We start from the raw sequence: 20,662 nt of genomic DNA, 5'->3' as shown, positions 1-20,662 counted from the left end.
ACAAGTTGCCCCAACGGCGACAAGAAGAAAGAGTTCCGGTAGTACCAAGGAGATTCGAGTGCCCATTCCCCACCTGGCCGCCCTGTCCCAGGCCAAACCCGTGCAACTGCTTAAAGGCATACGCCGCGGTATTGAAAAGGAGAGCCTGCGGGTCGCTAACGACGGCACCCTGGCGCAAACACCGCACGCGCAGACACTGGGCTCAGCGCTGACCCACGAGAGTATCACCACCGATTTTTCCGAGGCGCTGCTGGAATTTATTACCCCACCGGTAAACACTCCTGAAGAGGCCCTGCGGATTCTCGACCGCATTCACCGCTTTACCTACAGCCAGATCGGGGACGAACGCCTGTGGGTTAACAGCATGCCCTGTGTTATCGGAGCAGACAGCGATATCCCGGTGGCACGCTATGGAAATTCCCACAGCGGCACCATGAAAACCATTTACCGGTTGGGACTCGGTCTGCGCTACGGCCGCGCCATGCAAACCATTGCCGGTATCCACTACAACTTTTCCCTGCCGGATGAATTCTGGCTGTGGCTGCACGAGTTTGAGGGTAGCAACGAAACTCTGTGCGAATTCAAAACCCGCCGCTACTTCGACTTGATCCGCAATTTCCGCCGCAACTATTGGCTGCTGATCTACCTGTTCGGAGCTGCACCTGCAGTGTGCTCCTCTTTTGTGGAGGGGCGCCAGCATAAGCTTGAAACCTTTAACGGCGACGGCCACACGCTGCACGCTCCCCACGCCACTTCCCTGCGTATGGGCGACCTGGGTTACAACAGCGAAGTGCAAAAGTCCCTGGTGGTTTGCTACAACAACTTGCGCAGCTATCTGTCCACACTCTGCTCCGCTATCAGCCGGCCCTACGGCCCCTATAGCGAACTCGGGGTAAAGGACCGCGATGGGCAATATCAGCAGCTCTCCGCCGGAGTCCTGCAAATCGAAAATGAATTCTATTCGCCGATCCGGCCGAAAAATCCCACCAAGCGCGGCGAGACCGCCCTGGCGGCGCTGAACAACCGCGGGGTTGAATATATCGAGGTGCGCTGCCTCGATCTAAACCCCTTTATGCCGCTGGGCATTGATGCGCAACAGATGCGCTTTATCGACAGTTTCCTGCTGCACTGTCTGCTGACAGAGAGCCCTGAGACCGATGAAGTCGATTACCGCTCAACCCAGGAAAACCAACAGCGCATCGTCTATCGCGGCCACGAACCCAACCTCAAACTGCTCTGTAATGGGAGCGAAAGGGAACTCAGCGAGTGGGCGGTCCAGCTGCTCGGAGAGGTGGACGCCATGGCCGAGCTGCTCGACAGCGCCTGGGGCGGTGATCAGTACCGCGGTGCCGTAGGTGTACAGCGAGCCAAGGTCAAAGGAGAGATCGCGACCCCGGCCCAGCAGATTCTGGCGGAAATGCGGGAGCAAAACCTGAACTTCTATCACTGGGCTATGCAGAAAGCCGAGCAGCACCGCCGCTATTTTCTCGAACGCCCTCTCGACAGTGATTCGGTTCGGGATTTCTCGCGCGAGGCAGAGGAGTCTTTACTCAAACAGAAGCGCGTGGAGGCCGAAGACAAAGGCTCTTTCGAGGAGTTTCTCAGTCACTATTACGCGCAGTATATGTGCTGTCAGGGCTAGACCCAGCAGAATAGACCACCGGTGCAGGGTCCAAATTTCCGACCCACGGGGATTGAGCGCATGAACTATCTGGCCCACCTGCTGCTTTCAGGTCCCGACGCCCGCTGGCGACTGGGTGGGCTTCTCGGCGACTTCGTGAAAGGCCCTTTAAAAGGGGAACGACCCGAGGCCATTGAGGCCGGTATCCGGTTGCACCGGCGCATTGATGCCAGCACCGACACCCATGCAGCCTACCGCGAGGCCCTGGCGCAACTGGACCCCAGCTGGCGCCGCTATGGCGGTATCGCTCTGGATATCTGGTTCGACCACCTGCTGGCCCAGCGCTGGCAGGAGTGGCACCCACAGAGCCTGGAAGATTTCTGCGACCAATGCTGGAGAGACTTTCGCAGCCACAGTCGGTATATTCCGCCGCAAGCGAGGGCATTTATGGCGCGCGCCGAGCAATTTAAGTTACTGCAGAGTTATCGCGAAGAGAGAACTATTGGCCTCACCCTGGAACGGGTTGGCCAGCGCCTGCGCCACCCCGTTGCGCTGCAGGATGTACTGCCCGAGCTCAGTAATGGGCGGGCAAAACTGGAACACAACTTCAATAAACTACTAACCGACTTGAATCTCGAAGCCCAACGGTTTCGGCAGCACTATTCAGGATCCGATAAACCATGACCTTACCCAATCCACGTATTACTTTTCTGCTGGTATTTCTATTTGTCGCCTTTTTACTCGGTTCGGCCTTTTACCTGGAGTATGCGCGAGGTCTGGAACCTTGCAAGCTGTGTATTACCCAGCGGGTAATGCTTCTGGGTATCGGAGTGGTCTCACTGATCGCCTTCCTGCACAACCCGGCAACCATCGGCCGGCGCGTGTATGGGCTATTAGTTTCCATCTGGGCTCTGGGCGGCCTTTATTTTGCCGGGCGTCAGCTGTGGCTGCAGAGCCTGCCAGAGGGCCAGGTGCCTGCCTGTGGTCCCAACGTCAGCTATATGCTGGACGTCTTTCCAATGACCGATGTACTCAAGGCACTACTCACTGGCGACGGCAACTGTGCCGAGGTGCAATGGACCATGATGGGCCTCAGTATCCCAGGCTGGTCCGCCATCGGTTTTGCTGGACTGATCCTGTTCGGCGGCTGGCAGGCATTTCGTAAAGCCTGAATAAAAACCGGAAACCAGGTCGCGGCTCGGTGGAGCCGCCCTTTGCCAATGACACCACCATCCCCTCGCGAGATAGCCCATTGGGTGCTCGGTATTGCGATCTTATTTGGCAGCGAACGGCTCGGCAGCCTGATCGGGACCGCACTCGCCCTGCCGGTACCCGGCGCCGTGGTAGGTATGTTACTGCTATTGATCGGCCTGATGATCTATGGTGGTGTACCCCGCGGGCTGGCAAAGGTCAGCGCACAACTACTCTTTTTGTTGCCACTGCTATTTCTGCCCGCCGCCACCGGGGTCTTTTTCCTGCGCAATCTCACCCTGTCCGATTGGCTGGCCCTGCTCGCCGCAATTCTTTTTGGCACCCTGATCAGCCTCACGCTATGCACTCTGCTGCTGCGCCACCTACTTAAGAAAACCGACACGGCGCACAGCCATGATCAGTGAATTCCTACACAGCCCCTTATTTGCTCTGCCACTCAGCATCTGCGCTTTCTGGCTCGGTGTACTGTTGTATCGGCGCACAGGAACGGTTCTGCTACATCCGATAGTCACCGCAAGCTTGTTAGTATTTGCGACCCTGCATACCCTGGAAATTCCCTACAGCGATTACCAGAGCTCCAGCGGGCTGCTCTACGCCCTACTGGGACCAGCCGTGGTCGCCCTTGCCGTGCCGTTAAAACAAAACCTGACAGTTATCCGCCGCGCCGGCTGGCCCCTGCTGGTGACTATCGCTGTTGGAGCCCTGTTAGCCCCAGCGATTGCTGTAGTGATCGCACTTTTGCTTGGAGCGGGGAAATCTGTATTACTTGCCCTTAGTGGAAAATCCATTACCACGCCCATCGCGCTGGCATTGGCCGAAAAGATACATGCAACCTTGAGCCTAACAGCGGCTATCGTGGTGCTCACCGGGGTAGTCGGGGCCCTGGCAGGGCCACCGCTTGTGCGCTGTTTGGGTATTCGCGACGAGCGTATTCTTGGGGTTGTGCTCGGTATCAATGCCCATGCCGTGGGTACTGCACGCGCACTGGAAATCAGCGCACTTTGTGGCGCTTGCGCCGCCCTTGCCATGGGGCTCTGTGGTGCCTTGAGCGCGCTGGTATTGCCGCTGATTATCGGCACCTGAGCCGCCTGTTGGCGCAGGCTGTGAAATTCACACAGCCATCACAGTATTCTGACGTAGTTTGCGCCTCTCTTCTTGCCGCAGGCGGGGGAATCTCCTATCTTCCTAAGGGCCTTCGAGATCGGCAAAAAGCTGCCACTGCGGCAACAGTAACAAAAGGACATCTTGGCGATGCTGGAAAATTGTAAGTCGGCGCGGGAGCGCTGGGGTGGTGTTAGCGAGATTATTGATCGCTGGCTTCAGTCACGACAAAACCTACTGGTGAGTTTTTATCACCTCTCCGAAAAAAAGGAATTCAGTGAAGACGATCCTGAAACGGAGGACCGGGTACGCCAGCTGTGTCAATTACTGGTGGACTATGTGTCGGCAGGTCACTTCGAAGTCTATGAGCAGCTTATGCGCGAGGGGCAGGCCTTTGAGGATAAGCAGGGGCTGCAAAAAGCTTGTGAACTCTACGATGCTATCGATACAACGACGGATGTCGCCGTCGACTTCAACGATAAATATTTAGAAACAGATGACCTCTCCAGCCTGGCACCAGATCTCTCCCAATTGGGTGAAGCGCTGGAAACCCGTTTTAGCTCCGAAGATAAAATGATCGCCCTGTTACATACAGCACACAAAAGCTGAATCACTTAGCGGGCCCCTCTCCTGTTGCACACAATTTTGATTTTGCTCAGGAGCTTTTTTTACTTCAAATCTTTGCAGCAAGTAATCTACCGCCGACTGAAAAACCGGTTTCCGATTAACAAATCTGTATTTGTACCGCACTGCTAATCAAATCCGCATCATCAAGCGCAATTACTTTAAACGTAAAAAGAAAAGGGGCGCCTATAGGCGCCCCTTTTCAGTAAAGTTCGAAAAGTCAGATTATTCAGATTGAGCTTCTTCTTTCTTTTCTTCTTTTTTCTCGGAACCCTCATCACCAGCAACGTTAGCTTTGTGCAGTTCCACTTCAAAAATCAGAGTCGCATTGGGGCCAATTTTGCCACCTGCGCCACCAGGACCATAAGCCAGTTCAGAGGGAATATAGAGTTCCCACTTGGAGCCCTCTTTCATCAACTGCAGAGCTTCTGTCCAGCCCTTGATCACACCGTTCACCGGGAACTGAACCGGCTCACCGCGCGCGTAAGAGCTGTCGAATTCCTCACCGTTAATCAGGGTGCCTTTGTAATCAACTTCAACGGTGCTGGTAGCACTGGGCTTGCTGCCACTACCTTCCTTAATCACCTTGTATTGCAGGCCTGAATCGGTGGTGATCACGCCATCTTTCTTGGCATTCTCTTCGAGGAACGCCTTACCTTCCTGCATATTTTTGTCGGCGCTCTCTTTAAATTCTTTCTCCTGCTGGGCCAGCATCTCCTGCTGTTTCTTCTGCATCTGCTCCTGGAAAGCGGCAATAGTCTGCTGCTTTTCTTCATCGGACAATCGATCCTCGCGGCCGCTGGCAACATCATTCAATGCCATCGCAACCACCTTGGGATCCAGCTGCACATCCTGAGCCTTGAGGCGCTTAGCCATATCTTCGGCAATGATGTAGCTGACCTTCTTCTCCTGAGTGTCCAGGGCAACTTCTTTTTCCTGCTTCTGTCCCTGTTCGTTACAGCCGGTCAGCGCCAGGCCAAGGGCAATTGCTGCAGCCAAAGGGTATTTATTCATGGGTGTTGTCTCTTTGTCCGTATTGCGTTTATAGATTCGCGCTTGACCTTGGTCCAACGCCAACAGCGGTTTTCTAGTAACTCTGTTCCGGCCCTAAGCCACCAGGCGCACAGTTTCCGCCAGTGCGCTCAAGTCTAACCCAAGGCGACTCCCAGTGCATACTGATGACGCGCACACTGTGCAGGACACCACATTCCCCCCACAGGTTCCAGCCACTCCACAAAAAAACTGCAGACAACGCTTTTTTCACAGCACACGGCATACATTTTTTATAAAAACAACGCTATTATCGGCCAGTAACCGGTTATTGTTCTGGACTGTTTGAAGTGCTTTTCAGTTTGGGGCAGTGCGCAGTGCGCATATCTCTTGCTAGAGCGGTATCCATCGTATTAAAGGAAGATGAACGCACTACCCGGAAGTGCCAATCGATAATAAACGTCAGGACATTTACTCATGGCTGCCAAACAAAAAGCTGTCAATTCGGTTGCAGAGCTGGAAGCACAAATTTCCAAACTCTCTACAAAATTGGACAAAGCCCGCGATAAGAAAATCACCGATGCCGGTAAAGCAGTACTCAAGGCCGGAAAAGACCTGACCTCGGCAAAAGACAAGCTGAGTAAGGCAAAAGACAAGCTGAGTGAAGCTCGCGCTAAGGCTAAAACTACCAAAACCACCGCAGCCTTAAAAAGCGTGGAAACCGCCAAAAACAATGTAGAGAAATTCAACGAAGCACTACAGCAAGCTAAACAGGCTGTTGCCGACGCCAAGTATCTGCAAACCATGGCTAAAGCAGAGCTCAAGGCGGCGGAAGCCGTGCGCAAAGTCGCAGTCAAGGTGGAAAAAGAGCTGCTTAAGGCCCAGCCTAAAGCGAGAAAAGCCACTGCCACTAAGAAAACCACTACCGGTAAATCCCTAAAAGCGACTGCGACAAAATCTGCAAGAAAAACTACTACTCCAAAAGCCACCGAAAAGAAGGCCAAAGAGAAAAAGGCCAACCCAGCTAAATCTCCAAAGAAAACAGCAGCCAAGACTGCGAAGAAAATCACTACCAAGCCGGTAAAAGCTGCTACTGACGGCAAGCAAAAAGTAGCAAAGCCCGCCAGCAAGAAGCCTGTTCAAACCAAGCCCGTCAAAGCGGTGAAGGCTTCTGAAACTGCCAAACCTGAACAGGTAAAAGCAAAAGAAGAAAAGCCACAAGAAGACAAGCTCAAACAGGCCGTCCCCAGTGAGGCTGAGGTACAGGAAAAGCCCACAGAGGAAACAAAGAGCCTGGCGCCTGAAGAACACCAAAAATCGCTGGAGCAAACTCCGCAGGCACCCACTATCACACCTTCGACGCCGGCCAACAGCCTGTTCTCCACTGAGGGTCGCCGTGGAGAATAAGGGCTCGCAACATTACCGTTGTTAAGTTGGCGCCCGTCTCGCTTAAGAGCTCTTCAGTTAACGGCGAATGAAGGGCGGCCAACTGAATTGCAGTTGCACTTTGTTGAAACAATAAAAAATGCAGGCGCATAGACTTTATTGCCGGACAAAGTGTTTACTGAAACCTCTCGCGAGAAGCTCAGAGAGTATCCGGGTTTTCCGCCGAAGCCATGAAACTTTCGATCAGGCCTGCCCAGCAGGCCTGATCTTTTTGCAAAAGCCCATATTGCTGACCTGCAAGCTGCAGAGCCGGTCTGTCTCCCGGCCACTCCTCCTGACAGATCTTCCACAGCGCCGCCAACTGCAAGCGCTCCAAATTCAATTCATAACGTTTGCACATTTCATACGCACGCAGTGTATGAGGCCGAAAGCGCCCCAATAAGCGGCGCAGGTGGCGCACGCTGATAATCATGCGTCTACGCGGTGCCAGGCCGCGATCGGCCACTCTCCAGCCCTCCTCGCTCAGCTGATGTCCACACACCGCCGCGTAGCTGGCCCAAAGCAACAGGCATACATCGGCCCCTTTTGTGTCCTGGCAGTCGAGCAGGAAAGCCTCCACCCCTTGATGGCGATAGAAGTCCAGGCTGAATTGCCACAATAGGTTTTCCTGGGAAGAAGATGGAGGTGCGCTATCTGTCACGTTAGAATCCAGACCTTTTGCGATTCCGCGCGCTCAAGCGGCGGCGATCGCGTGCTAATACGTCGAATAGCCTAGCATTCTTCGGCCGGTTCATAAGAGGTTTTCCCAGTGATCAATCTGCAAGGTGTCTCCCTGCATCGGGGCGAGCGCGACCTGTTAAACGGTGCTGACTGCCGTATCTTTCCCGGCCACAAGGTGGGAATCATCGGCGCCAATGGCTGTGGTAAGTCAACACTGTTCAAGCTGTTACTCGGTCAATTGGAAAGCGACGCCGGCCAGGTGGATATCCCCAGTGGCTGGCGGATTGCCCATATGGCTCAGGAGGTGGAAGCCAGCGATCAATCCGCCCTCGACTACGTACTCGACGGCGATAGGGAGTTACGCCACCTACAAGATCAACTGGCAAAGGCGGAGAACAGCGGGGAATCCGATGGCCACAAACTGGCCGAGCTGCACGAGCGCATGGCCAGCATCGACGGCTACAGCGGGCCGGCACGCGCCGCACAGTTACTCGACGGTCTGGGCTTTGCTCACGCAGAACAACAGCGTCCTGTGCGCAGCTTTTCCGGTGGCTGGCGCATTCGCCTCAATCTGGCACGCGCACTAATGTGTCCCGCGGATTTAATGCTGCTGGATGAACCCACCAACCACCTGGACCTCGACGCTACCCTTTGGCTTGAGCAGTGGCTACAGCGTTTTCCCGGCACCCTGCTAATTATTTCCCACGACCGAGATTTCCTCGATGCGGTAGTCGATGGCATTGTTAGTTTCGAACAGCAAAAACTTGTGCTTTATAGCGGCAACTATAGCGCCTTCGAGCGCACGCGTGCCGAGCGCCTGGCCCAGCAACAAATACAATACGAAAAACAGCAAGCCGAACGCGCGCATATGGAAGACTTTGTGCGGCGCTTTCGCGCAAAGGCCAGCAAGGCCAAGCAAGCACAGAGCCGTTTAAAGGCGCTGGACCGCATGGCCCAAATCGCTCCGGCCCATGTGGATTCGCCTTTTCATTTCACCCTGCCATCCGCAGAGAAAACCTCCAATCCACTGATCGATCTGCGCGAAGCCGATATCGGTTATGCCGATAAGGTGGTCGTTAGAAAAGTACAACTGGGTATTCAGCCCGGCCGCCGTATCGGCCTGCTCGGCCCCAATGGCGCAGGTAAATCATCGCTAATAAAAACGCTGGCCGGCGAGCTTGCCCCCAAAAGCGGCGAACGCCAGTGTGGCGAGCATCTGGCCATTGGCTATTTTGCCCAACACCAGTTGGAAGCCCTCGATGGCAAGGCCTCTCCGTTGCTGCACTTGCAACGACTGAGCCCAAAGGCCAGTGAGCAATCCCTGCGAGACTTCCTCGGCGGCTACGGCTTTATCGGGGACCGGGTCTTTGAAACGGTAGCCGGCTTTTCCGGAGGAGAGAAGGCACGCTTAGCGCTGGCCATCCTCGCCTGGCAAAAACCCAACCTGCTACTGCTCGATGAGCCCACCAACCACCTCGATCTGGAAATGCGCCACGCTTTGACAATGGCCCTGGCCGAATTCCCCGGCGCGGTAATTTTGGTATCCCACGACCGCTACCTCCTCGCTAACACCGCCGATGAATTTATTCTTGTCGCCAATGGTCACGCCGAACCCTATAGCGGTGATCTCGATGACTACAAGCAGTGGCTATTGGGGTTTAACCGGGAAAAGCGACGCGAGGAAAAAACTGCAGGCAGCGGCGACAACCAGGAAAAACCTGGCGAAGACAAAAAGGCACAACGTCGCGCCGCTGCAGCCCTGCGTGAGCAGCTTAAGCCGCTGACCAATAAATTAAAAAGTGTCGAACGGCAGATAGCTGCGGCAGAGGAGAAACTCCAAAAGGTTCAAGACAAGTTGGCCGATGAGCAGCTTTACAGCGGAGGCCAGCAGGATGAAATTGCGCGCCTCAATAAAGAGCAGACAGAACATCGTGAAGCTCTCGATCTTCTGGAAATGGAGTGGTTGGAAATTTCCGAGCAACTGGAGCAGTTGCGCGGGGAATAATTCGACACTTTGTCTCTCAAGATCACACCTGGAGGGCGCCTTCATCCGCCCTCCAGGCTACCGCCCGGATGCCTTTAAATAATTACTTACCTGCGGATACAGCCATATTCATCCACGGCGATGCCGATCGGAGTATTCGGGCACTGGTCTATATAAGCGGGCACACCATCAAAATCGATATCCATAGGGCAACCATCGGGTCCTACATCTACACCCACCGGGGTCTGTGGACACTGATCGGTTGCATCGATAATTCCGTCCGCATCTTCGTCGTACCAAAAGTCCGGGTATTCGATCCACTGGTAACCAATCGCGACGCTGGCAAAACCATCCAACCCACCGTGATCTACCCCCTGGAAAAGTCGCACATCCGCACGGGCCTGCCAGCGGGGACCGAGGCTGTATTTTATCCCCAGACCGAGATTGACCATGGTCTGGCGATCATGCCAGTTGCACAGATATTTTCGGTAGGGATGCCAGTCAGGATATTTATAATCGTGTTTATACCGATATTTACAGTCGTAACGCTCTATCCCGTCCTCGTCCGTGTAATATCTCCTGTAACGTTTTTTTGGCGCTTTATCATAATTAATGCGCATCTCGCCAACGCCAAAAGCCACATATGGCTGCCAACAAAAATCGCCGCAAAACTGCCCACCAAATTGGTAGAGGAGGTCCAGGTGATAATTGTAAATTTCAAGTTTTTCAGGAAAATCATCTACTCCAACAACAAAATAATCGACCACTCCCTCCATCGCCCAGTAATTGGTCATATTGAATCCCAGGCCACCTCCACCACCGGTAGTGTCCTGCAGAGTCAATCCGTGAAAAGGCGTTCCGTTTAAGCGATCGCTGTTGAACCAGTATTTTCCGCCGTTGGCATAGAGATTTAGGGTACCGACAAAATCAGCCGACACATTATTCATTAAGAGAAGAAATACAAAACCGCAGAAGGTTGGCAGGGAAGTATGGCGTTTACCCATTACTGACACCGGAATCTTTTTAAAATCATCCCCCTTGGAATTTTTATTAACTTGGTTAACTGCTTAAAACTCAAATTAATTCGATTATATTTGTGTTATTTGTTCTGCATTTTCAATAAAACTGCTATTTAATGCCGCGCCCAATATGAAAATCATAGACGGGAAATAAAAAATATACCTATAAATACCGGAGAGATAACCGATGCTGGCGCCAAACATAGATAACTACGTAAGAAATCTGGTTAGGCCAGAATTGATACAAACCTCCTGCCGCCCACCGAGAACTATTCGGGAATACGCCACCGACTTCCAACAGAATTCTCGCTGCAGCTGGAAATACAGTCGCAATAAAGATGGGCTGACCCGAATCGATCAGTTAGTAACTCAGGCCGCATTGATCCAGACTCTAGATTACACTCGAATCGCCAATACATCCCAAAGTCTGGTCGAGGCAATGTACACATGGCTGACCGGCTTCAACCCCTCCAACCCTGTACAACAGCTCACCCCGGATGGAATACAGCGACGTCAAAACGCCATTACCGCACTGCTGGGCGGCGCCTATTGCTGGTATCGCCAGGCCAGTGAAGCCGCGCTTTCCGAGCCCTTGGCCTTAGGCAATATACAAAACCACAATGACATCCCTTTCAATCTGTATCGCTATCGTTTTAGCCGCTCTGGTTTTAACCTGCATATGACACCGGGGCGCCTGTACCGGGGCGACACTCGGCCGCCGCAGATGCTGTGGCAGTCTGGGGGATTTTTTCCAAAAATGGACAGCAGCAATCGCCACGATCCACACCTCGGGAGCGGCGCCTCCTGCCAGGTAATATCCAGCACCAACGATCCCAATGTGGTTGCACGCTTTGCCTGGCACAATAAAACCTACTGTCCGGTGCGTTACTACTACCTGCACCATACCGACAGGGTGGATAAAGCGATCGCAGGATTTGTCTATGAAATCGACAAGAATGGACATGAATGTGTGGAAGTCGCCAATGTTACTCCCGGTCGCGAAGTGGCGTTCCTGGCAATCCCCAACCGTTATATTCTCCGTTTCCGCATGCGCTACTATGCCGGCAGCCAAAACAATATCGTGCTGTCAGATTGGATGTACTACAACGAAAATTCTGTAAGAAATATCCGCATCACCGCAGACAAGCAGCGCTGGGAATCTTTCAAGCAGAATTGGCAACAATACGTTTAAAAAGAGGGGAGCCCACCACAAAGTGGGACCACGCCGGCCTTTGGCCGGCGGTTTTCATAGCGCAATAAGCATGAGATTACTCTGCCTATGACTCTTGGCTGGAAGGCGTTTCAGACGTTTCTTCACTCGGTTCCAGGGCAACGGCTTCACCCGTAAGACGACGATACACCAGATCCCAAACGCCGTGCCCAAGGCGCTGGCCACGGCGCTCAAACTTGGTTTCCGGGCGCCATTCTGGGCGCTCAACATAGTCATTGCCTGAAGAGGTATTTTCCAGCAGCGGCTCCGCCTGCAGCACTTCCAGCATGTGCTCGGCATAATTCTGCCAATCCGTAGCCATATGCATTACGCCACCAGTTTTCAGCTTGCTGCAAATCAGGCGCACAAACTGCGGCTGCACAATACGGCGCTTATGGTGCTTTTTTTTATGCCAGGGATCCGGGAAATACAATTGGAATCTGTCCAGGATGCCATCCCCAATACAGTCATTCAAAACATCCACCGCATCGGCCATATAAATTTTGAGATTCTCAACCCCAGCCTTTCCGGCGTTGTTAATCAACCTGCCCACACCGGGGGGATGTACTTCAATGCCAATAAAGTTTTTGTCCGGCTCGGCCTGGGCCATGGCAAGCAGGGAATCTCCCATACCAAAACCAATCTCCAACACCAGCGGGGCCTCACGGCCAAAAGCCTCAACTGGGTTCAGGGGACCGTCGAAGAGCGACAGGCCATACTGACCCCAATAGGTATCGAAGGCGCGGCGCTGCCCCTCAGTCATCCGCCCTGCGCGAATCACGTAGCTGCGGATAGATTTTTTTTTGTACTCGGTGCGGTAGGGAAACTCTTCCGCGGATTCGTCTTGCATTGTTCGCGACCTCTTATGCGAAACGGTTTTCTCTTGATCGGATTTGAGTGGGCAGCGGCCCAGCTATTTGGCGGTATTAACGGCGGCGATAAACAGCGCCACCCAACCGGCTATCATCAAGGACCCACCAATCGGTGTAATCGGCCCCAGCCAGCGCGGCCCTCCAAGAGCGAGGGCGTAGAGACTACCGGAAAAAAACACCAATCCAAATACAAAGAAAGCGCCGCTCAGGGTGAGTGACAAGCGATCCCCCCAATTCTGTATCAGCAACGCCACAGCAAATAGCGCCAAAGCATGGATCATCTGGTATTGCACGCCAGTCTTATAGGCCTCCAGCAACGGTTCGGCGACCTTGCCACGCAGGCCGTGTGCACCAAAAGCGCCGAGGGCGACGCCGCTGGCACCGAACAATGCGGCGAGTAAAAGGTAAACTTGGGCCATGGTTTATCTCACTTCAAGTGCCAATGGAACGGGGCTGTTCATTTCATTGCGGAAATAAAAAAACCGCGCTGTTGCGCGGTTTTTTCCGAACTGCCAGAGCGCGCGATCAGGCCTCCATAGCCGCACGCACTTTTTTCATAGCGTTCTTTTCCAGCTGGCGGATCCGCTCGGCGGAGACACCGTATTTATCTGCCAACTCGTGCAAGGTGGACTTTTCATCGCTCAGCCAACGCGCCTGGATAATATCGCGGCTGCGCTCGTCGAGTTGCTCCATGGCACTGGCCAGGCTGTTGAGGCTGGTTTCCTGCCAGTTATCGCGCTCAAGCTGAGCCGCGGGATCGTAACTGCGGTCTTCCAGATAGTGCGCAGGGGCCTGCCAAGCAGTGTCGTCATCGTCATCCACCCCAGCATCGAATGCGGCGTCGTGAGCGGCGAGACGGCCCTCCATCTCATGGACCTGGGCAACATCCACGTTCAAATCTTTTGCCACAGCCTTGGCTTCGTCGTTGCTCAGCCAGGCCAGTTTCTTCTTCTGCCCACGCAAGTTAAAGAACAGCTTGCGCTGTGCCTTGGTGGTAGCGATCTTCACGATGCGCCAGTTGCGCAGGATAAATTCGTGAATTTCCGCTTTGATCCAGTGCACCGCAAAGGAGACCAAACGCACCCCTTTTTCCGGGTTAAAGCGCTTAACTGCCTTCATCAGGCCGACATTACCCTCCTGCACCAGATCAGACTGGTTGAGGCCATAGCCAGAATAAGACTTGGCGATATGCACAACAAAGCGCAGGTGGGACATAACCAATTGGCGGGCCGCGTTGATATCTTCGCGATAATAGAGGTCTTCTGCCAGGCGCTTTTCCTCCTCTGCAGACAGCACATCAAAGCTGCTGACCGTTTGGATGTAAGCTCCCAGGTTGGCGCCCGGAGACAGCGTGTGCACTGGCTGTAGGCTGGTTCCCATTCAGGTTTCTCCTCTCATTATTAGTCGGCCGGTTCCTGCGGCCGCTGTCGTCGGACACTTTATCCGGCGACAGGCTGGACTCAGTGTAGCACTTGCACGAGCGGTTAAGAAAGTCCGCCGCCAACTGCCGTATTCCCTTGTATTGCAGCCGATTAGAGGGCCCCAATACCCCAGAGGTTCCCCACTTTACAACGGCTTTACGTTTCTTGGCTAAACTAGGGCCGCTGACACTAGCCGGTCAGCTAGGCTCAATCTCGCGCAGGTGGCGACTCGTCGCCAACCAGGCTCCCATCAGCCCGAGCAAAGCGGCGCCACCGATAAGGCCGGCAAAGTAGCTGAGGCCAGGCCCCGCCAAGGTATAATTGCTGCCATAGCTGGAGGAGAGACCGGAAATCGGCCCGGACAGTAACAGCACCGCCCCCAACAACAGACACCAGGCTAACAGGCCGCCAAAGGCCCCGTAGCAAAGGCCACTGTAAAGAAAAGGCCTACGCACGAAGGCATTGGTGCCCCCCACAAGCTTCACCACCAGAATTTCTTCCCGGCGGCTCTCGATATGCAGGCGAATCGTGTTGACCACCACCAGGATCACCCCCAGCGCCAGCAGTAGAGCAAGCCCCGCAGAAAGGCGCTGCCCCAATTCCGTCAGCTGGGTGAGACGCTGTACCCAAGCCAGATCCAGCACTACCGAATCACTTAGGGCATGCTCACGCAGGTTTTCCACGATGCGCTGCAACCTGTCGCTGTCCCGCGTATCCTGCGGGCGCAGCAGTAATACCGCCGGCAGAGGATTGGCATCGAGCCCCACCAGTAGGTCACCGAGCCCAGAAGCCTGCTCGAACTCCGCCAACGCGTCTTCCGGGGAGATATAAGTTACCTCCGCGATGGCCGGATCACTGCGCAGCTTGGCAGCAAAGGACTCTATCGCCGCTTTCTGCGCCCCTTTGTTCAGAAACACCGAAATCTGCGGCTGACCATCCCAGCCGGCCACAGCGCGCTGGAAATTTGCCAGCCCGAGCTGCAAAGCAGCAGGCAGGGCCAGGGCGATAGCGATCACCAAGGCCGTCATGGCACTGGCCATGGGCGTGGCAAAAAAGCGCCGCAGGGATTCCCGCGCTACCTGGCGGTGGTGATCGAGCCAGGACTGCCAGCGATCCGCAATACCGGTGCGGGCAGCCACGGCACCACTGCTGCGCGGGCGCTTTTCAGTGGCGCTGCTCGCCGGGCGCTGGGCCCTAGACTGGGTGTGCTTCACGGCTCGGAACTCCGTCGTAGATCAACTGGCCGGCTTGCAGGGTCAAAACCCGCCGGCGCATGCGCGCTATCAATTCCAGGTCGTGGCTGGCCACCAGTACAGTGACACCCACGGCATTAAAATCGGAAAACAATCGCATGATTTCCTGGGACAGCTGCGGGTCCAGGTTACCGGTGGGCTCATCCGCCACCAGGATCGCCGGCTTGTTCACCACCGCACGGGCGATACCCACCCGCTGTTGCTCACCACCGGACAGGGTGATGGGGTTGTGCTTCTCCTTGTCCAGGAGACCCACCTTATCCAGCGCGGCGCGCACCCGGCGGCCGACTTCGCGCTTGCTGCAGCCGGCTACCGCCAGCGGCAGGGCGATATTGTCGAAGACACTGCGATCAAACAGCAGCTGGTGGTTTTGAAAAACGATGCCCAGGTTGCGCCGGTAATAGGGGATCTGGCTATTGCGCAGGCGGTTGAGGTTCTGCCCGGCTACCAGAATCGAGCCTTTGGTGGGGCGTTCGATGGCGGTGAGCAGTCTCAATAGGGTGCTCTTACCCGCACCTGAATGACCGGTGAGAAACACCATATCGCCGCGGGGGACTTCCAAGCTGATACGCACCAGGGCGTCCTGCCCCGATGCATAGCGCTTATTCACATTGTCAAAGGTGATCACGATGTTGTTCTTGTTATTCCCTGAGAGGGTTTAGTAGCGATCAGGCGGTATCGCGACCAAACAGCGCCGAGACAAATTCACGCGCACGGAACGGCTGCAGGTCCTCAGCCTGTTCACCCACACCGATAAAGCGCACGGGAATACCGAAACGCCGTGCCAGAGCGAAAATCACCCCACCCTTGGCGGTGCCGTCGAGCTTGGTGAGCACCAGGCCGGTAACACCGGCCGCCTCGCGAAACTGTGCGGCCTGGTTAATCGCATTCTGACCGGTGCCGGCATCCAATACCAACAGCACCTCGTGGGGGGCGCTGGGGTCCAGCTTGCCCATTACGCGGCGCACCTTGGTCAGTTCTTCCATCAGGTTGGACTTGGTGTGCAAGCGGCCGGCTGTATCGGCAATCACCACATCGATACCTCGAGCCTGGGCCGACTGCACGGCATCGAAAATCACCGAGGCGCTGTCCGCACCGGTATGCTGGGCCACCACCGGCACATTGTGTCGCTGCCCCCAAACCTGTAACTGTTCCACTGCGGCGGCACGGAAAGTATCGCCAGCGGCGAGCATCACCGATTTGCCCTCGCCGAGGAAGCGGTGTGCCAACTTGCCGATAGTGGTGGTCTTGCCGACGCCGTTAACGCCGACCACCAGAATCACATAGGGCTTTTTACTGGCATCCAGCACCAGGGGCGCATCGACACTGTTAAGCAGCTCTGCCAGCTCCTGCTGCAGCGCTTTATAGAGCGCATCGCCATCGGCCAGTTCGCGGCGTGAGACGCGCTCGGTGAGGCGATCGACAATTTCACTGGTGGCCTCGACGCCCACATCCGCCATCAGCAGCTGGGTTTCCAGCTCTTCCAGCAGATCTTCATCGATCTCCTTGGCCCCGAGGAACAGGTTGCCCATCCCCTCGACAAACTGATTGCTGGTGCGACTGAGCCCACGGCGAATACGTGCAAAGAAACCCTCTTTCTTCTTCTCTGCAGGTTTTTCCTGCACAGGAGTGGGCTTGGGCGCGGGCTCCTGTACCTGAGGAGCCGGTTCCAACACCGGTGGTGCCGTGGCGGCGGGCGGTTCAGGTTCAGGCTGAATTTCGGGCTGTGTAGTCGTCACACTGGCAGGCGAAGACTCAGGCACGTCTGCAGGTAACGCCTGCACATCAGCTGTGGTTTCTTCCTTTGTGGGTTCTTCCTTCAGCGGAGCGGGCGCCTCTGCCGGCTCGGCTGGGGACGCCTGCGGTTCTGCGGGCTCGCTATCGGTGACAGACGGCTCCTGCCACTCTTCCGCCGGCGCCTCCTCGGGTGCGGCGACAGCTTCCGCCTGCTCCTTGTGGGGCTCGCTTTGTTCGGGCTTGCGCTTTTTCTTTTTGCGCAGGAAATCAAAGATCATTCGTTTATCCGGGTGTACCGCTTGCAGAAAGACGCTAATCTTAGCATCGCTAAGCCCCCAGTAGAGATTTACCTTGGCCAGAAGTTCATCGCGCAAGCAAAGCCCACAACCCCTTTCCCAGTTGCGTATCATCGGAGGGCAGTGGCGCGGACGGAAATTGCAATTTGCCCCGGTAGAGGGATTGAGACCCACCGGTGATCGCCTGCGTGAAACCCTGTTCAACTGGCTCCAGTTTTATCTACCGAACGCGCAGTGTCTCGACCTCTTCGCCGGCTCCGGCGCACTGGGCTTTGAGGCTTTATCGCGCGGTGCCGCCTCTGTGGATTTCGTCGAGCTGAATCCCCTAGCGGCACGCACCCTGAAACAGCAACTTCAGCTGCTCGAAACGACGGATGGCCAGGTGCATAACTGTCGAGCGGCGGATTTCCTGGGCAGCGGAAACAAGCCCTACGATATTGTCTTTATCGATCCGCCCTTCGCGGACAACCTGTGGCAGGAAAGCCTCGGCGCCCTCATTGGCAGGCTTTCACAAGGCGCTCTAATTTATATCGAGACACCCCGGGACACGGTCCTGTCTACAGCAGCCAATTGGTCATTACTCAAGGAAAAGCGCGCGGGTCAAGTCTGTATGCGCCTCTATCGCAATGACTCCGCCGAGCCTACTGACCGCTGAACACTGACTGGTTAGCAGGTCTGGGTTTCGCATTCGGTTTTGAGCCTTAGCCGTAAATTGTTTACCATTCGCATCCCTTTCAGCCCGCATTAATCCTTGGCGTATGAAAAAAGTTGTCTACCCCGGAACTTTCGACCCCATCACCAATGGTCACCTGGATTTGGTGGAGCGGGCCTGTCGCCTGTTTGACCACGTCATAGTGGCCGTAGCCGCCAGCAATCGGAAGAATCCCCTGTTTACCCTGGATGAGCGGGTGGAGCTCTCCCAGCGCGTACTCGGCCACCTGCCCAATGTGGAAGTGATCGGCTTCGATATCCTGCTGGCTGACCTGGTGCGCCAGGTGGATGCCTATGGCGTTCTGCGCGGCTTGCGCGCCGTGTCCGACTTCGAGTACGAGTTCCAGCTGGCCAATATGAACCGCCAGTTGGCGCCGAATATGGAAAGCCTGTTCCTGACCCCAGCGGAACATTTGTCCTATATTTCCTCGTCCTTGGTCAGGGAGATCGCCTCTCTCGGCGGTGATGTCACCAAGTTTGTTCCAACCGCCGTACAAAAGGCACTGGAAGAGAAATTCCGCTAACTCTGGAATTGGTTATTTCTGATACACTCGAGCGGATTTTTCCACAATCCGCGGAGTGTTTCGTGCGCCACCTTTTCCTCGCCTTCGCCTTTGTTCTGAGTCCGGCCATAGCCGATGAGCCGCAGCCGGAAGTCGATACCGGCCGCAGCGCGATCAAATCTGCCAAGGCCGAATCCTACATGGCGGTTACCGCCAGTCCCCACGCTAGTCGAGCTGCCGAGCAGATCCTCGCCCTGAACGGCAGTGCTGTCGATGCGGCAATCGCCGCACAGATGGTTTTGGGGCTAGTGGAACCTCAATCATCAGGCATTGGCGGCGGCGCTTTTATGCTGAGCTATGACGCTAAGGATAAGCAGCTGCGTTATTACGATGGCCGGGAAACCGCGCCAGCGGGTGTAGATGAAAACTACTTTATGTATGGCGATAAGCCGCGCTCATTTATGCAGGCGGTTATCGGCGGCTACTCAGTGGGAGTACCCGGCGTCATCCGCATGCTGGAAATGGCGCACCAGCGCGATGGCAAACTACCCTGGGAAGTTCTGTTTCAGCCCGCCATCCAGCTTGCCGAAAATGGCTTTGCAGTTTCCCCACGCCTGCACCAGCTGTTGAACAAGCTTCCCGAAGTGGATGCAAGGCCGGCGATCGCCAACTATTTCTTTGACAGCAACGGCAACCCCCTGCCGGTGGGCCATCGGCTGAAGAACCCGGAGTATGCCCGCACACTTCGCATAATTGCCGCCGGTGGTGGGGACGCCTTTTATAAAGGTGAGATCGCCGAGGCAATCGTCAAGGCGGTTCGGGGGGACACAAAAAACCCCGGCCTGCTTAGCCTCGAGGATATGGCCAATTACCAGCCCAAACAGCGCCAGCCGCTTTGTTCCGTATTTCTCGAATACCAAATCTGTGGCGCGGATGCACCCTCATCGGGCGGCACCACTGTGGGCGGGATTCTGGGCATGCTGCAGGAATTTCCCATCGCTGAAATGGAGGCTGGGGACGATCTGCTCACCCATTTGTTTATCGAGGCTTCAGAACTGGCATTTGCCGATCGCAACACCTATTCCGCCGACTCGGATTTTATCAGTGTGCCCAGCAAGGCCCTGGTATCCCCCGCTTACTTGAGCGAACGTGCGACCCTAATTGACCCCGACAGCGCCAGCACGGCCAAACCCGGCAACCCCAATACTGGGGCGACCAAACGCCTTACAGCCCAATCACCGGAGATGCCCAATACCAGCCATCTAGTGATTGTGGATCGCTATGGTAATGGGGTGAGCATGACCAGTAGCATCGAAACGGGTTTTGGCTCCCGCCTGCTAGTAAAGGGTTTCCTGCTGAATAACCAGTTGACCGATTTCTCTTTCACCCCAAAAGCAGCCGATGGGCAGATGGTGGCGAACCGTATTCAAGCCGGCAAGCGACCGCGCTCTTCCATGTCACCGACGGTGGTATTTAACAAAGATGGTAGCTTGCGACTGCTGGTGGGCTCCCCTGGGGGCTCACGTATTATCGACTACACTGCCCGCACCATCCTCTACCACCTGGGACTGAATATGCCTATTGCCGATGCCATCGCCGCCGGCAACATCGGCGCTATCGGGCAGCGTGTCGAGCTTGAACCCGGCTACTTTAATCAGGACACCATCAATAAACTTAAAGGGCGCGGGCATCAGGTCATTGAGCGCGACCTCAATAGCGGCATTCACGCGATCGCAGTAAAAGACAATACACTCTATGGCGGTGCTGACCCCCGCCGGGAGGGCAGCGCCTTAGGGCACTGATTTTCTGGAGGAGGCGTTTTGCACGCCTTCTGGAAGCAGAAACCTTTCAAGAACGTTGCTATCCACAAGCAAGCCTTGTGGATAGCAATACTCCCTCCAGGGAGTGCTCCATACTTCCCTCTAGCTAGCGAGAAGCCACAGCGCAACTGGAGGGCCCCTCTTGGACCACCGCAAAGTGGATGCCACTGGCATCAAACTCC

21 protein-coding genes are annotated in these 20,662 nt (G+C 55.3%); 12 read left to right on the top strand and 9 right to left on the bottom strand.

Annotated elements, in window-relative coordinates:
• The first annotated feature begins 58 nt into the window (after positions 1-58).
• The 6 genes from gshA to rsd all read left to right on the top strand — a co-directional run bounded on the left by gshA (position 59) and on the right by rsd (position 4,543).
• Entirely contained in the window at positions 59-1,642 is a 1,584-nt protein-coding gene (gene gshA / locus LC073_RS04950) for a glutamate--cysteine ligase (RefSeq protein WP_226644216.1), read from the top strand.
• Positions 1,643-1,702: 60 nt separating this feature from the next.
• Positions 1,703-2,305: an ACP phosphodiesterase gene (locus tag LC073_RS04945; RefSeq protein ID WP_226644213.1), complete on the top strand. Its 603-nt coding sequence runs from the start codon at positions 1,703-1,705 to the stop codon at positions 2,303-2,305.
• Entirely contained in the window at positions 2,302-2,793 is a 492-nt protein-coding gene (locus LC073_RS04940) for a disulfide bond formation protein B (protein WP_226644210.1), read from the top strand. The genes LC073_RS04945 and LC073_RS04940 overlap by 4 nt, the downstream gene beginning before the upstream one ends.
• Before the next feature lie 48 nt (positions 2,794-2,841).
• On the top strand, positions 2,842-3,237 hold the full coding sequence (locus LC073_RS04935) for a CidA/LrgA family protein (protein ID WP_226644206.1): 396 nt from the start codon (positions 2,842-2,844) through the stop codon (positions 3,235-3,237).
• The gene (locus LC073_RS04930; RefSeq protein WP_226644199.1) at positions 3,227-3,916 is read left to right on the top strand and encodes an LrgB family protein; all 690 of its coding nucleotides are present in this window, start codon (positions 3,227-3,229) and stop codon (positions 3,914-3,916) included. Before LC073_RS04935 ends, LC073_RS04930 begins: the two co-directional genes overlap by 11 nt.
• A 168-nt stretch (positions 3,917-4,084) precedes the next feature.
• Complete coding sequence (gene rsd / locus LC073_RS04925; protein ID WP_226644196.1) at positions 4,085-4,543, top strand: sigma D regulator; 459 nt, start codon at positions 4,085-4,087, stop codon at positions 4,541-4,543.
• A 240-nt stretch (positions 4,544-4,783) separates the two neighbouring features.
• Here rsd and LC073_RS04920 read toward each other — a convergent pair whose 3' ends face one another.
• Positions 4,784-5,572, bottom strand: coding sequence for an FKBP-type peptidyl-prolyl cis-trans isomerase (locus LC073_RS04920; protein WP_226644194.1), 789 nt, complete (start codon positions 5,570-5,572; stop codon positions 4,784-4,786).
• A 453-nt stretch (positions 5,573-6,025) separates the two neighbouring features.
• On the opposite strand from LC073_RS04920, the gene LC073_RS04915 reads away from it, so the two are divergent.
• Positions 6,026-6,955: a hypothetical protein gene (locus LC073_RS04915; protein ID WP_226644191.1), complete on the top strand. Its 930-nt coding sequence runs from the start codon at positions 6,026-6,028 to the stop codon at positions 6,953-6,955.
• 178 nt (positions 6,956-7,133) lie between these two features.
• On the opposite strand, the gene LC073_RS04910 is transcribed toward LC073_RS04915, so the two are convergent.
• A complete protein-coding gene (locus LC073_RS04910; protein WP_226644188.1) occupies positions 7,134-7,634 on the bottom strand; it encodes a TIGR02444 family protein in 501 nt (166 codons plus the stop codon).
• A gap of 108 nt (positions 7,635-7,742) precedes the next feature.
• Between LC073_RS04910 and LC073_RS04905 the strand changes: the two genes are divergently transcribed.
• Positions 7,743-9,659, top strand: a complete 1,917-nt coding sequence (locus LC073_RS04905) for an ABC-F family ATP-binding cassette domain-containing protein (RefSeq protein ID WP_226644186.1) — start codon at positions 7,743-7,745, stop codon at positions 9,657-9,659.
• Between the two features lie 86 nt (positions 9,660-9,745).
• Here LC073_RS04905 and LC073_RS04900 read toward each other — a convergent pair whose 3' ends face one another.
• The gene (locus tag LC073_RS04900; protein ID WP_226644183.1) at positions 9,746-10,642 is read right to left on the bottom strand and encodes an outer membrane beta-barrel protein; all 897 of its coding nucleotides are present in this window, start codon (positions 10,640-10,642) and stop codon (positions 9,746-9,748) included.
• A gap of 202 nt (positions 10,643-10,844) precedes the next feature.
• On the opposite strand from LC073_RS04900, the gene LC073_RS04895 reads away from it, so the two are divergent.
• A complete protein-coding gene (locus LC073_RS04895) occupies positions 10,845-11,849 on the top strand; it encodes a hypothetical protein (RefSeq protein WP_226644180.1) in 1,005 nt (334 codons plus the stop codon).
• Between the two features lie 85 nt (positions 11,850-11,934).
• Here LC073_RS04895 and trmB read toward each other — a convergent pair whose 3' ends face one another.
• The 6 genes from trmB to ftsY form a co-directional block, all read right to left on the bottom strand.
• Positions 11,935-12,717, bottom strand: a complete 783-nt coding sequence (gene trmB / locus LC073_RS04890; RefSeq protein WP_226644177.1) for a tRNA (guanosine(46)-N7)-methyltransferase TrmB — start codon at positions 12,715-12,717, stop codon at positions 11,935-11,937.
• Positions 12,718-12,780: 63 nt separating this feature from the next.
• A complete protein-coding gene (locus LC073_RS04885; protein ID WP_226644174.1) occupies positions 12,781-13,158 on the bottom strand; it encodes a DUF423 domain-containing protein in 378 nt (125 codons plus the stop codon).
• Positions 13,159-13,264: 106 nt separating this feature from the next.
• On the bottom strand, positions 13,265-14,119 hold the full coding sequence (rpoH, locus tag LC073_RS04880; RefSeq protein WP_226644171.1) for an RNA polymerase sigma factor RpoH: 855 nt from the start codon (positions 14,117-14,119) through the stop codon (positions 13,265-13,267).
• Positions 14,120-14,357: 238 nt separating this feature from the next.
• Positions 14,358-15,374, bottom strand: a complete 1,017-nt coding sequence (gene ftsX, locus LC073_RS04875; RefSeq protein WP_226644168.1) for a permease-like cell division protein FtsX — start codon at positions 15,372-15,374, stop codon at positions 14,358-14,360.
• Positions 15,355-16,041: a cell division ATP-binding protein FtsE gene (ftsE, locus tag LC073_RS04870; RefSeq protein ID WP_152455839.1), complete on the bottom strand. Its 687-nt coding sequence runs from the start codon at positions 16,039-16,041 to the stop codon at positions 15,355-15,357. The genes ftsX and ftsE overlap by 20 nt, the downstream gene beginning before the upstream one ends.
• A 40-nt stretch (positions 16,042-16,081) precedes the next feature.
• The gene (gene ftsY / locus LC073_RS04865) at positions 16,082-17,089 is read right to left on the bottom strand and encodes a signal recognition particle-docking protein FtsY (RefSeq protein ID WP_413231432.1); all 1,008 of its coding nucleotides are present in this window, start codon (positions 17,087-17,089) and stop codon (positions 16,082-16,084) included.
• 412 nt (positions 17,090-17,501) lie between these two features.
• Between ftsY and rsmD the strand changes: the two genes are divergently transcribed.
• From rsmD to ggt, 3 genes are all read left to right on the top strand, one after another.
• Positions 17,502-18,101 carry a 16S rRNA (guanine(966)-N(2))-methyltransferase RsmD gene (rsmD, locus tag LC073_RS04860; RefSeq protein WP_226644165.1) on the top strand — a complete coding sequence of 200 codons (600 nt, stop codon included), beginning with the start codon at positions 17,502-17,504 and terminating at the stop codon, positions 18,099-18,101.
• Positions 18,102-18,204: 103 nt separating this feature from the next.
• Positions 18,205-18,681, top strand: a complete 477-nt coding sequence (coaD, locus tag LC073_RS04855; RefSeq protein WP_152455845.1) for a pantetheine-phosphate adenylyltransferase — start codon at positions 18,205-18,207, stop codon at positions 18,679-18,681.
• Positions 18,682-18,743: 62 nt separating this feature from the next.
• Positions 18,744-20,462 carry a gamma-glutamyltransferase gene (gene ggt / locus LC073_RS04850; protein WP_226644162.1) on the top strand — a complete coding sequence of 573 codons (1,719 nt, stop codon included), beginning with the start codon at positions 18,744-18,746 and terminating at the stop codon, positions 20,460-20,462.
• The last annotated feature ends 200 nt before the right edge of the window (positions 20,463-20,662 follow it).

It is taken from the genome of Microbulbifer variabilis, from assembly GCF_020524905.1.
Lineage (GTDB): Bacteria > Pseudomonadota > Gammaproteobacteria > Pseudomonadales > Cellvibrionaceae > Microbulbifer > Microbulbifer variabilis_A.
Note: the sequence above shows the minus strand (reverse complement) of the source record. Positions and strands in the feature narration are given on the sequence as shown.